Source organism: Halorubrum sp. CBA1125 (assembly GCF_009742825.1).
GTDB lineage: Archaea > Halobacteriota > Halobacteria > Halobacteriales > Haloferacaceae > Halorubrum.
The window spans coordinates 20,363-32,428 of record NZ_WPCE01000010.1; the positions used below are offsets into that span (position 1 = coordinate 20,363).

Below are 12,066 nucleotides of genomic sequence, written 5' to 3' on the forward strand. Positions count from 1 at the left end.
CCACCGACCCATGACCGACCAATATCTAACGACCGTTCTCGACGAGGCAGAGCGAGTCGCAGAGCACCACGAGCAGGTCGCCCAATCTTCAGACAATCCGAATCACGAGTATCTCCGGTACGCCGTCCTTCGGCTGCTCGAAGACGAGGCTGACGAGACATCGGTGGAGATACCGCAGATCGACGGCCTGACCGTTGGATACGGGGAGGATAAGGCGATGTGCGAGAGCTGGGACGACGACGTCGAGTGGTGGGAGACGGTTCCGCCGCAGGCGGAATGTACTCGCTTTCGGATGTTCTACCCCGACAAGCACGAGGCTGTTCCGCGAGTCATCGTCGACGTGATGGCAGCACTCGGGGCGTGGCGTGTCTGGACTGGGAGCGCAGCCGCGTGCGGCTCCTATGACCATCGCGAGCGCCGCGAGGTCCATTACCTCTGGCCGGAAGGCCATCCGGTGGAGGAAGTGCTCCACGAGCGGCTTAGTGGCCCTGCGGAAGCCGTCGCTCCCGACGGTGGCCGAACGGGCGACGTTCGCGACCGACTGGTCGTCGACGAGAACCCAAAGTCACAGGACGATCTCGAGCCCCGAACGAAGCGTGCTGTCGCCGAAGCGATGGACGTTTCGCTCCTCTCGAAAGGTGGCCGCTACGAAGTTCAGTCCGCGTCCGGAAACCGGTACGAAGTCGACGTCATCGACAAGTCGTGTACCTGCCCTGACTGGCAGCAGCGCTCACCCGAAGGCGGCTGTAAGCATCTGCGTCGCGTCGATCACGAGATAAAACAGGGTCGTGTTCCACGTCCGGATGGGCGCCTTCCAGCACCCTCGAACTAGAACGATATCTTCTGGAGCGCGTGGTAGTGTGGCGGCACACTAGACTTTTCACGGCCGGTCACCTACCGTGAGGTATGAGCAGCGACAGAATCGACGCCGAAAGCAAGGTGTCTGGAAACCAGGCAAACATCCCCGCCCGGATTCGGCGTGAACTCAATATCGATGATGGCGATCAGCTCCGCTGGCAGCTCGAGGATGACGGGAGCATCCGAGTCCAAGTGATCCAACAGCAAACGGGCACGTTCGCCGACTTCGACGGCTACGCTGGTGAGGAGCCGACCGATGTCACGAGCGAGCACGACGCCTGGGGCGTCGACGTCGAGTAAATGCCGCGGGCACTCATCGATACGACAGTCCTCTTTGCCGCCGCATACCGGCGAGATGGATCCCACGATGCCGCGCTCCCGGTGCTCCACGGCATCGACGACGGAACGCTCCCGGAAGCAGTCGTCCTCGACTACGTGCTCGCGGAAACGCTCAACGGCCTCACAACCCACGCCGGCCACGACGCAGCCGTCGATCTCCTCGATCGCATCGAAGAAAACGCCCGCTTCCACATCGACTCCCTCACCACCGATGCCCTCGCGACCGGGAAGGCACTCTTTCGTCAACACGAACCCCTCTCCTTCGTCGATGCCTGCATTGTGGCGTATATGCAAACCGAGGGGCTTGGCTACCTGTATGCGTTTGACGACGATTTTGACGCTGTCGAGGATGTCTATCGACTCGATACAGCAACGAATCCCTACGATCCGAACTGACGCAGGCAGACGGCACGGCTGGTGACGATGTTCGGTCTCAGGCTAGTCGCACCTCGTAGTCAGCCGCCAGCTCCTGGAACTCGTCCCACTCCGGAAGCTGGTCATCTGCGACCTCACCGTGCGTCTCAAGGTAGCGGAGCAAGGCGTCGATTTCGTTTTCAAGGTCGTATTTCGCTGCCTGCTCTCGGATATCCTCCTCGTCGACGTCGACGTGGCTGAGCAGGAGGAGACAGTACGAGCGGTGGCGGCTGTCATCGTCGATTAACAGCGTGTGACAGCAGAGCTCCGCCGGCGAGACTACGTCGAGGTCTTCGGAGTAGACGTAGTAGCGGTGCCCGGTGAGCAGGAACTGGAGGTCGAAGGCCGCGAATCGAGCGAGGCCGGTTTCGTGGAACGCCTCCGCGTCGATTTCCGTCTCGGTCTGGGCGAGGAATTCGTCGTAGTCCTCCCAGAGAATCGTGCCCTTCGGGGCGACGGCTTCGAGGCGGTGGCGATGCAGATGGTGTGCGAGTTCACGTGCGACCGCGTGGAGGCGGTCGAAGTCGGCGTTGAACTCGTAGTGGCCCTCGACGGTCCCGACGAGCCCACGGTCACGAAACCGCTTGAGAGCCCGGTTGACCGTGTTGCGGTAGTTGTCGCTCCGGTCGGCGATCTCGGAGACAGTTCGCGGCTGGTCGAGGTAGTACAGTACCTCGAGTGCTTTGCCGGTCAGTAGCTCGGGGAAGTCGATGTGGGAGTGCTGTCGGACGAGGTCCTGGTAGCGTTCGACGGCACGAGCATCCGACGGGACGACTCGTTTTCGCCGGCCATCGCGTTCCGTGTAGACGAGTCCCTTTTCGACGAGGTCGCCGACGGCACGAGAGAGATAGCTCTCGCTGTGGTCGAGCTTCGTCGCGAGTTCGGAGATCGTGTCGCCGCGGTCGACCGTGGCGAGGACCTCAAGCTCGATGCGCCGGAGCACGGTGTAACATAGTAGGAAACTTCTTTATAAACAAGTTTCGAGTAGTGTTACAGACAGCCATCGTGAGAACCGTCTCCATCGTCTTAACCAACAAAACTATGGAGTCGCGGATAGTGTTGGTTAACACGAGAGCAGCTGATGTCCTACGAACCCCCGACCCCACCGGCGAACCTCCCAACGGAGATCGTCAACACGCTCAACGAAGCCACATCGGAGCATCTTCGGGACGTTGCCAGCTACGCCGAGGCGTTGGCCGAATACAAGGAGCGTGAAGCTCGTCTCGAGGAGGAAGAGGCGGACGACGCCGACATCGAGGAGCGCCCCGATGACCTCCCGGACGACGTGCCAGCGAAGGCGACGATCACGATCAAGGAGATCAACGACAACCGCTACTACTACTGGCAGTGGCGGGAAGGAGATTCGGTGACGTCGAAGTACAAAGGGCCAGTGAATCCCGACGAGTAGACGAGATTGAACTGTAGTCTGATGTTCTTTTCAGTACCATTAGAGACGTACCAGGCGACACCCCCCAGAGTGTGAATGAGTTCGGTTTGCCCAACACCCCTCAGTGTGAATAGGTCCGGTCAACCCGGACGAGTAAAACTCGATGAGGGAGGACCCCTACCCCACGTTTCCGTCGTAATTGGATGTGGGTGGAGGGGGTGACGCTGATTTTGAAGGGACCACACCCCCCGCGTTTCCGTCGTTTCTCCACCGTCTCCGCATCATCAATAGTACCGACGACAAAGAAATCGTAGGACACACCCCCCCGTTTTCGAGTTGTAAATGGGAGAGGGAAAGGGGAATACACAGTACATCGACCGGCACGTCAAATCTCTTGGCTCAGCCACCCCCCGTTTTCGAGTAGTAACGAGATATCCCGACGACTGACATCCCCCATTTTCGAGTTGTAACGCATCGCGCGGGATACGAACACCCCCCGTTTTCGAGAAGTAAGTGCGGGGAGAATACGGGCGAGATCAGTTCTTACTCCGGAACTGCTTCAGCCGTTCGCGGACAACCGCTCTGATAGTCGCCTCTTCGTGAGCTAGATCTTCGAACCGGGAATCCTCACGGATCGTCTCCATGATCGTTTCCGGATCTTCGGAGAGGGAGAAATACATATGCACTCCTCTGCCTCGCCCCTTGCCCCGACGCTCGAAGTCCAGTACACCGTACGTACTCTGCTCTGTGACGTGATTTACGAACGTCTCGCGGCTGTACTGGTCCGCATCCATCGTATCGGCAATGAATTGATACGTCTTGAACGCAGGTCCAGCAGGGATCCACTCAGGATGTTCTCTTGCGTAGTGGGCAGTGGCCGCCACAGCGTAGATGGAGAGTTTCTTTTGAGTCGAAATGCCGCTGATATGCCGGAGCTTGCGGTTTTCAGTGTACTTCTCCTGAGCTTCACGGACATCAGTCTCGGTAACTGTGTCAGCTCCACGCCGCTCGGCTAATTCGCCCGCCCACCTGAGGAGATCAATCGCTTTCCGTGCATCCCCGTGCGTTTGGGAGCCGAACGCAGCAACAAGCGGAACGACGTCATCTGCAAGTGATTCTGGCTTGAAGGCGTCTCGCCGATGTTTGAGAATACTACGGAGCTGCGTCGCATCGTAATCGTCGAAGAAGATATCGTCAGGATTGTAAGAACTCTGTGCGCGGCTGTTGAGGTCCTTCATGAAGTCGGCGTAGTTCGTAATCGTCGTGAGCGAGATGGGACCATCAAAATCGGCGAGTTTGCGAGCCCGTGAAAGCTGGTAGATGAGAGAATTGTACTCTGCTTCCTGATACGGCCCCTCGAGCATATCGATCTCATCGAGGATGAAAATGACACCGTCGTAGTACTCTCGCATGAGTTCATACAGTCTCTCGAGCTTCTGATCCGTTGAGACGCCGGTTTGGGGAACACCAGGATCAACGCCGAGGTCGTCGGCAGCAGCTTTGACTAACCGATAGACAGCCCGATCTGCTGTCTTCGGCCCCTCGCAGTTGATTGAAATGACCCCGAAGGTCTTGCCTTGGGATTCACACAGTTCGACGATCTGTTTGCAGACCGCATGAATGATGAGCGACTTCCCAGTTCCAGAAGGACCACTCAGAAGCATATCCGGGATCCCTTCATTCTGGAGGACCGGTTTTAGGTTGTCGACGACACGGCCTAGCTGGTCGTCACGACCGACGATACGGTCCTCATCGATGATGGTATCTGACCGGACGAGATCTTTGTTCGCGAAAACGCCACCGGATGACTCGGTTTGGAGCCGATCACGAATTGAGATGCCGCCACCGTCGCCATTAGTTGCACCTTGAGACGAATCGGCGGAATCTGATCCGTTTCGGAAGGTCGTTTGTGACGTGCCAGGAGACTCCACCTCCTCATCCATCGACTCGGGATTTTCAGGATCAGCAGCAGAAGATTGACGATCCTCCTCACCTTCCGGATTATTCGATCCTGCTCTACGTCCCTCTCGTCCCATTATGAACCCCCTCGAACTCTGGGTATAAAAATATGGACCCTTGTGGAGTTGTAACCGGGCGAAAACAGGCAATCTAACGACTATAGCTCTGTATCCTCTGGATGAGTCAGATACCGTCTTCGGAATCTATCACCCTCCGTTGTCGAGTTGTAACGGTTCGACGAAGCTCGCTGTCGTCGAGGAAATCCGCGATGACCCGGACCCCCCGTTTTCGAGTTGTAAGATGTTGGGGGGTGGTAACACACCTGGTTCGATGCTCCCACACTCACATTGTAAGGAGAAGTGAGTCGAGGTGGGGTCTCGGAACAAAATCCACATGATCCGGATTTTGTGAATGATGCTCAGAGTGATACGGTTTTCTCACACTCCCCGTTTTCGAGTAGTAAGCGCCAGAATGGTTGCGAAAGAACGACGCTCGTAGAATCCGTTCACGAGTGAGAGGAATGCCGGATTTCGGACATGATTGCTGGGGAAGCCGCGTTGGTGATCTCGAATGTTTCACCCCCTCCCCCCTTTTTCGAGTTGTAAGTCGCGGGGAACAGGCCATTCAAGACGTAGTGTAACGAGAGTTGAGGTAACTAATGGTGGTGTAGAGATGGTAAGGCGCGATAATACACGGGATGAGAACCACAAGCGAAATGAAGTCGCTATCTACATCCCGAGACATCAATCGTCTAGCTCAGCTAGACGATGTGTTTTCTTTGTCTCCAGTACGGTTACGGTTAGGCAATGTGTGATATAAAATTTCGCATTCACAGTTACAAGTTAGAAGATTAGGCACTCAGCCTCTCTATCGCGTATATCCGCCACAATCGGCTGTTTTGCAGCCCCTCTTGCTGTTCACCCCCTCCCCGGCGTCACGAGTTTACAACTCGAAAAAGGGGGGAGGGGGTTCGTCAGGTCCAGTCCGTGATACCGACTACATGTGTCCCGTTGAGTTCTCGTCGGATGTCGTTCCGATCCAGTCAAGAGGTGCCAGTATGCTCTCGACAGCTCGGACCAGCTGCGTCTCGTAGTACGAGGCGTCGTAGATATCGATCGCTTCGTGGACGAGAACGACGCGGTCCCGCGAGGATTTCTCGTCCGAAATGAACGGCAGGATACTGATCGCAACCACATTTGAGATTCTGTGAATCAGTGATTCACTGATCGGCGTCTTCCTTGGCGAGTTCGCGAATCTTCTCCTTCGTTTCCTCCTGGTGCTCGCCAAACGCTACCTCGAAAACACCGCGGTAGAAGTGCTTGTTTTTCTCCAGCGTGATGTCCTCGCGTTTGAGCTGCTTTTTCAGGCGAGTGAACGTGATCTCGATGTCCTCGCTTTGCTCCGGTTCAACGTATATCGTGGCTGAATCCCAATCTTCGCGGATGTTCAGTGGTTCGTCATCTGTCTCTCCTGCCTCACTGGTCGACGAATCAGTATCGGTCGTGGATGCGGTTTTCTGCTGATCTGATCGATCCTCGGTTGCTGCCGCAGTTTCACGACCTTGTTCTTCCGATTCCTCCGACGTCTCTGTGGTCTCCTCGTCTGCGACCGCGTCCTCCTCATCCACCTCGTCTGAGGGATCCTCGAACCGCTCGTCCATTCCTCGGGGCATTCTTACGCCTCCACCTGCGTTTTGTCAAACGCTCGTTCCATCGTCTCTGCAACTTCTAGGAAGAGGTCCCGCTCTACTTGTTGGTCGTTCGGGTCTTCCCATTCGAAAATGTCTCGTCCGTTGTCCCACGCGCGCTGAACCGCCACTCGCATCGGGAGTTTGAAAATCGGTGCCATCGACGCGAAGGACTCGTCGAAGGAGTTGAGGAACTTTTGTGACTGCCCGTCGTCCCGGTACATGTTCGCCAGGAGTCCGACGATTGCGATCTCGATCTGCTGGTTGTCCTCGATGGACTCCAGCTGGTCCCACAAGTCGTCAAGTGCATCCCGTGATGTTGCTTGGGTCTGTGCAGCCAGGAAGACGTTCTGAGCCGCGATGAACGCCGCGTCCGTCAGGACTGAGAGGTCAGGGGGGCAGTCGATTAAGATGAAATCGTAGTTGTATCCGTCGTCAACCATCTCTTCGAGGGCAAGCTTCAGCGAGAGACGGGCATTCGCATCGTCCATCCAATCCCGAGCAAGGCCCATGTCCTTGTGACTGGGAATCAAGTCGAAGTTCAGATGGTCGTACTCGTCGGCTTCGATCACGATCTCTGAAAGACTAGTATCGTGCGTGCGCGGATTGTCGACGAGTACGTCGAGCAGGTTCTCGTCATCGGTGACTAGTGTGTTGGGGAGTTCGTTCTTCGGGCTTGATGGATCGTTGTCGTCGCCTGGACCCAGACCAAGCCCTTTCGTCATGTCGGCTTGTGGGTCCATATCGATTGCAAGAACATCGTGGTCGCGAGTGGCCAGCGCCGCGGCACTGTTGATCGTTGCCGTTGTCTTTCCAGTCCCGCCTTTCTGGTTACCGAAGGCGATCGTGGGGATGCCAGTCGATGGTGTGACGCCCCATCCACGAGGTGACTCGGTCATAGTTCGATCATTGAATCAATGACTCATAAATCCATGTCAGACACTCAGTTGTATCTCTTTCAATGCGATTCTGTCGAATATCGGTGTTTGAGGGGCTGAGAGTTATGATATTCTCTTTTTCGAGAACTGTCTTTGAATCATTGACTCACAGATTCAATGATTCACAATCTCAGGATTTCACTGATTCATTGATTCAATAATCTCTTGATACGGGTCTGGTGTTCCTGAGTCCTCAATTCAATGCTTCAGGCACTCACTGATTCAGTGATTCAATGATTCTATGAGTCGGTGAATTGACTCTCTCCATGATGGCAAATGACGCTATAGATCATTGACTCTTTGATTCTCAACTTCCAGAAACCAATACTTCATTGAATCTGTGACTCTGTGACTCATTGATTCAGTCACCAACCGAGGACAGACATTTGGAATGGCTCGACAGATGGGTTGATGTTACGTTCTCTCTCCGAAGGCTGCGTTAAGTTGGTCTCGCATGAATTCTCGTCGGACTCGGCGAGCACGCGAGTCAGACAGGTAGTTTTGCATCACTACCCGAGGATCGCTACTACCTTGCTCTGCAGCGATTTCGTCAACACCTTCGAGAACGCCTTCGAGGACTGCTGTATAGGTATCGTACCAGAATCGACGACAGAGCTGTGGACTCGGTCGTTCACCCTCGATCCGCGCGGGGAGATCTGCTTCCATTGCAAGATTTTGAAACCAATTCCGGATTGTATCTCGGGTCACGTACGGCGTTTCTCCCTGAGAGGAGGGGAATAGGTATCCAGTCCACGTATCGTCTTCCGCTAGCTCGTCGATTCGGGAGTCGAGCACGTGCATTCCGTACAGGAGAGACACCTCACCGGGCCCGTTCTTGCGGCTCTCGAACGTGATGAAGGGGATGTCGTCTTCGGGAACGTCACGCTGGAACTGCGATACATGGAGTGCGGCGACCTCACTCGCTCGAAGTCCCCAGCCAGCTAACGCCACCACGAGCAGCTGTTCTCGTGTTGTCTCCGACGCCTGCATCAACTTCCGAATCTGATTCGCTGAAAGCGAAGGCGTGGGGGAATCTTCGACTTCCCACTTGAATTCGTCGTAGAGGCCGCTCGCAGGGTTCATCGAGGCGATCCGTCGACCGACCAGATGCTGATACCAGGCGTCGACGACGCGCCGCACACGCTGGAGAGTCTGGGCGCTGTATTCGCGTTTAGTTCCCTCGTTCAACCAGTCGAATGCTGCATAGCACGCGTCAACGGCTTCGTAGTCTGGATTCTCTTGATCTCGTTGAATTGGTGTAAGGAGGTCATCTGTCCCGTTTGCCTCTCGATAAGCACGGACGTAGAGATTCAGTCGCGTTCGCAGCGCGTCGACGGACGACGTCGCAAGGCTGTATCGTGATTTCCGCCGGTTGAGAAACTGTTCAAGGGCGTCGATTGTTGCATCATCCGTTGTTGCCCATGTGTAGCCCTCTTTATCATCACCGAGCTCGAGGTCCTCGTTCCAGAACTCCCCGAATGAGCGGTCGTGATGGCGACGGAGAGCCGCGAGGAATGACCGCGCATCGTGATCCCGAAACCACTGGTGGGTCGGCTTCTCGCCTCTCGGATCGATACCCTCTGCTTCGAGGCAGGGGGCAATCTCGTCCCAGTACAGGCCCGTGAAGTCCTCGAGTGAACACGAGGTCCATCGGACACCATCGAATGATGGCACCCGCTCAGCGTCGATCTTGCCATCCTGCTCGGCATCCGATCGGCTCATTGTAGCGATCTCTGGGGGACTCGACCGTCCGAAATTGGATTGGCGCAGAATTCGGTTAGAAACCTAGTCGCGGCCCGGTATGGCGATTCTAAGAGCGGCATATTCGAATCGTTCAGCGTTTCAATCGGATTCCTTATCAGTTTGTGGGTTGGGCAAACCCATTCAGTCTGCTAAACCCACGCAAAATTGTGCGATGAAATGAGCAGTGGGAATAAACTATATGCCGCTATACACATATCTCGGGGTGTAGTTCCCACAGTTTCGGAGGATAGCCCAGTTTCAGATCGAATTAACATCACTTCGTGGTTCTTCTCACCGACCAGTCCTGATTTGGATCCTTACCGATCGCATCTACTGGGCGGACGTGCGAAATTGCGTAGATTCTGCCGCTCCTGATTAGGGTTGTCACTCCCAAACGGCGGACTCAGGGGGATCAGCCGGTTAGTCGTGTGGAATCAACGACGAGGCAACGAGCTCAACACACTCACCCGCAGTAATCACAGGTGCGTAGTCCATCTCACCTCCCACACTCGCTTTCAGCAGGAAGTCGGTGAGCCGCCAGATATTGTACAAGAGGACCGCGAAAACGAAGTAGAACAAACGAATGCGGTAGTCTTTCGAGGAGGTCTTCGCGAGAAAATCACCTTTGATCGATTTGTACTCACTCTCGATCTGCCACCGGCGGCTGTAGCGCTGACAGAATGTCTCGGCTTCCTCAGGACCGACTCGTAGATTCGTCGCGAAGACGGCCGTTCCCTCCCCACTCGTCGACGGCACGTACAGGAGCCGCATTGGATGCGATCCAGATTCTACATGGATAGAAGCCGACTCAACAGCCACCTCTTGGTCGTCTCCCTCCATTTGTTCGAGCACATCCCGTTCGGAGCTTGAGACTCGCTTCGGAATGAGGTAGTTCACATCGAGGTTTGAGAGTGTCTGGAACACTTGTATCGAGTCAAACTCTCGATCACACAGCACCGTCTCGATCGGAACTTGTTCTTTCGCTCGTCGAACGAGCCGTCGCACAGTACGATGGATCTGATTCGACGGGTTCTCATCCCACTCGGAACTCTCACGGACCGGCTCAACCGCCAGAACGAGCGGGATGTTCTGCCCGATGATCGAGAGGGTTGCGAATTTGAATGCTCGACCGTCTCTGTCCTTGGTCCCGCTGACCATCGGCATTCCTTCGACCTCTCCGTAATAGGGAATAGTCGTGATATCGATTGCAGCGGTGACCGGCCTTCGAAAGGATGCTTCCGAGGCGATCACGGAGAGCAAGCGATCCGTTGTCTCGTTGAATCCGTTCACGAGTTCTTCGGGATCGAACTGCTTGACGGCGCGGAGGTGGGTATCACCATGGGGGCTGTACTCTTCGCCATGGCGATATTGGAAGCGAGTCGCTCCCTGCGCAGTTCCACAGTGGACCATCCCCATGAACGTCTGTAGCTCAAAGAATTGTGTGTCCTCGTACGAGGCGTTCGACGCCCGACCAGAGTCGAAGTGACCGAAGGCGTGATCACGCGCGAGGCGCGTTGTCTGGATGATCTCCTCCTGTGAGAAGGATTTGTCTTCTACTGGATCTGCGGCTTCTTGCTCATCGTCGACGATCTCTGCCTTAGGCCGCACCTCCGGCGCTGAGATGTCGCGATCGTGGACTTCCTTGATGACGTAGTGGGCGGCTGTGGTGACGAACTCCCGGGTCGCCTCGTCGAACCGGTTACGCCAGGTCCGCGAGAGCACCGATTCGTCGGGGATTTTCTCCAAGTCGAAGACAACTGCGAGTTCGGGATACTGGGCGAGCGAACGGTAGCTTTCGCCAGTGAGTTCGCGGTAGAGTAACAAGCGTACCATCCCCTCGAACGAGTGCGGTGCTGGATGCCACTCTGGGTAGCCGTCATTGAGCGAATCGAACAGCCCCTCCAGAGTTCGAAGAGCCGTGCAGAGGGACTGATCGGCTTTGAGTGCCTCTGTGAGTGTCAACCCGACAAGGTAGGCGTCGGTCAATCGGTGCTCCTGAGAAGTCATGTGAGCTATCCCATCAGCCAGTCACACAAGCGGCGCGATCCCATCCTCTTTGCGCAGGAACCGCTGCTGTTGAATCGGTCAGCACAAACAAGTACTCTGTAAGTCTCGCAGCTACGCTTCGTTCACTCATAGCTAACACCTTCATTGATGATGACTCAATCATCCTGCTCGACGTTGAGGGTGAGAAACTGGTCGGGAGATTCTGGAATCAACTATGCTGAGATAACTCGTGTGAGGACAACCAGCTTCTCAAGAAGAGGCGCGGCGTGAGTGGGAAAACTGGCATCTATAGCCCGTTAAATCGGTTTACAGAGTGCCATCTATCCAAACTGCACCGATTTTCTGATTCCGAATACCAACCGTATGCAATCGAAAAACCCCTCCTAAAGCGATCAGGCAGAGTTTCAGTCTGCAGTTTGGGTGCTAGTGGATGGTGTCACTCCTGGAAGCTCGGGGATGGATAGATCCACCCGGCGGAGCAGTTGCGCGTTGATGGCGACGATTACTGTACTCAACGACATCAGAAGCGCACCCACAGCGGGAGACAGCAGAATCCCGATCGGTGCCAACACGCCTGCTGCGAGCGGAATCGCGAACACGTTGTAGCCGGCGGCCCAGACGATGTTCTCCTGCATCTTCCGGTAGCTCGCCTTACTGAGTTTCACGAGTCGCACTACATCCATCGGGTTGTTCTGCACGAGAATGACATCCGCCGACTGGACGGCGACGTCGGT

The 12,066-nt window shown here is 55.7% G+C and carries 10 protein-coding genes and 2 pseudogenes; 4 read left to right on the plus strand and 8 right to left on the minus strand.

Going from position 1 to position 12,066, the window contains the following annotated elements:
* The first annotated feature begins 10 nt into the window (after window positions 1–10).
* The 3 genes from GJ633_RS02460 to GJ633_RS02470 all read left to right on the plus strand — a co-directional run bounded on the left by GJ633_RS02460 (window position 11) and on the right by GJ633_RS02470 (window position 1,593).
* The gene (locus tag GJ633_RS02460; RefSeq protein WP_135823147.1) at window positions 11–832 is read left to right on the plus strand and encodes a hypothetical protein; all 822 of its coding nucleotides are present in this window, start codon (window positions 11–13) and stop codon (window positions 830–832) included.
* 74 nt (window positions 833–906) lie between these two features.
* Entirely contained in the window at window positions 907–1,158 is a 252-nt protein-coding gene (locus tag GJ633_RS02465; protein ID WP_135823146.1) for an AbrB/MazE/SpoVT family DNA-binding domain-containing protein, read from the plus strand.
* A complete protein-coding gene (locus tag GJ633_RS02470; RefSeq protein ID WP_092635736.1) occupies window positions 1,159–1,593 on the plus strand; it encodes a PIN domain-containing protein in 435 nt (144 codons plus the stop codon).
* 37 nt (window positions 1,594–1,630) lie between these two features.
* Here the strand turns inward: GJ633_RS02470 and GJ633_RS02475 are convergent, their stop codons facing one another.
* Window positions 1,631–2,554 (minus strand): MarR family transcriptional regulator, encoded by a 924-nt coding sequence (locus tag GJ633_RS02475; protein WP_321168871.1) that lies wholly within the window; start codon window positions 2,552–2,554, stop codon window positions 1,631–1,633.
* A 138-nt stretch (window positions 2,555–2,692) separates the two neighbouring features.
* Here GJ633_RS02475 and GJ633_RS02480 point away from each other — a divergent pair, with 138 nt between their 5' ends.
* Entirely contained in the window at window positions 2,693–3,019 is a 327-nt protein-coding gene (locus tag GJ633_RS02480) for a hypothetical protein (RefSeq protein WP_135823143.1), read from the plus strand.
* A 515-nt stretch (window positions 3,020–3,534) separates the two neighbouring features.
* Here GJ633_RS02480 and GJ633_RS02485 read toward each other — a convergent pair.
* From GJ633_RS02485 to GJ633_RS02515, 7 genes and pseudogenes are all read right to left on the minus strand, one after another.
* On the minus strand, window positions 3,535–4,941 hold the full coding sequence (locus GJ633_RS02485; RefSeq protein ID WP_156586849.1) for an AAA family ATPase: 1,407 nt from the start codon (window positions 4,939–4,941) through the stop codon (window positions 3,535–3,537).
* Window positions 4,942–5,930: 989 nt separating this feature from the next.
* A pseudogene (locus GJ633_RS02490) lies at window positions 5,931–6,124 on the minus strand (hypothetical protein); the annotation flags it as partial.
* Between the two features lie 52 nt (window positions 6,125–6,176).
* A complete protein-coding gene (locus GJ633_RS02495; protein WP_197431197.1) occupies window positions 6,177–6,617 on the minus strand; it encodes a hypothetical protein in 441 nt (146 codons plus the stop codon).
* 14 nt (window positions 6,618–6,631) lie between these two features.
* Window positions 6,632–7,543 carry a ParA family protein gene (locus GJ633_RS02500; protein ID WP_156586837.1) on the minus strand — a complete coding sequence of 304 codons (912 nt, stop codon included), beginning with the start codon at window positions 7,541–7,543 and terminating at the stop codon, window positions 6,632–6,634.
* A 453-nt stretch (window positions 7,544–7,996) separates the two neighbouring features.
* Window positions 7,997–9,304, minus strand: coding sequence for a tyrosine-type recombinase/integrase (locus GJ633_RS02505; protein WP_156586839.1), 1,308 nt, complete (start codon window positions 9,302–9,304; stop codon window positions 7,997–7,999).
* A gap of 441 nt (window positions 9,305–9,745) precedes the next feature.
* Window positions 9,746–11,158 (minus strand): transposase, encoded by a 1,413-nt coding sequence (locus GJ633_RS02510; RefSeq protein WP_379812511.1) that lies wholly within the window; start codon window positions 11,156–11,158, stop codon window positions 9,746–9,748.
* 578 nt (window positions 11,159–11,736) lie between these two features.
* Window positions 11,737–12,066, minus strand: a pseudogene (locus tag GJ633_RS02515) (heavy metal translocating P-type ATPase); the annotation flags it as partial.

What these genes read in the sequence shown, in the direction of transcription:
- GJ633_RS02510 (WP_379812511.1), bottom strand. Translation starts at nt 11,158, where the DNA reads ATGGTACGCTTGTTACTCTACCGCGAACTCACTGGCGAAAGCTACCGT.
- GJ633_RS02505 (WP_156586839.1), bottom strand. Translation starts at nt 9,304, where the DNA reads ATGAGCCGATCGGATGCCGAGCAGGATGGCAAGATCGACGCTGAGCGG.
- GJ633_RS02465 (WP_135823146.1), top strand. Translation starts at nt 907, where the DNA reads ATGAGCAGCGACAGAATCGACGCCGAAAGCAAGGTGTCTGGAAACCAG.
- GJ633_RS02480 (WP_135823143.1), top strand. Translation starts at nt 2,693, where the DNA reads ATGTCCTACGAACCCCCGACCCCACCGGCGAACCTCCCAACGGAGATC.
- GJ633_RS02495 (WP_197431197.1), bottom strand. Translation starts at nt 6,617, where the DNA reads ATGGACGAGCGGTTCGAGGATCCCTCAGACGAGGTGGATGAGGAGGAC.
- GJ633_RS02485 (WP_156586849.1), bottom strand. Translation starts at nt 4,941, where the DNA reads ATGGATGAGGAGGTGGAGTCTCCTGGCACGTCACAAACGACCTTCCGA.
- GJ633_RS02470 (WP_092635736.1), top strand. Translation starts at nt 1,159, where the DNA reads ATGCCGCGGGCACTCATCGATACGACAGTCCTCTTTGCCGCCGCATAC.
- GJ633_RS02460 (WP_135823147.1), top strand. Translation starts at nt 11, where the DNA reads ATGACCGACCAATATCTAACGACCGTTCTCGACGAGGCAGAGCGAGTC.
- GJ633_RS02500 (WP_156586837.1), bottom strand. Translation starts at nt 7,543, where the DNA reads ATGACCGAGTCACCTCGTGGATGGGGCGTCACACCATCGACTGGCATC.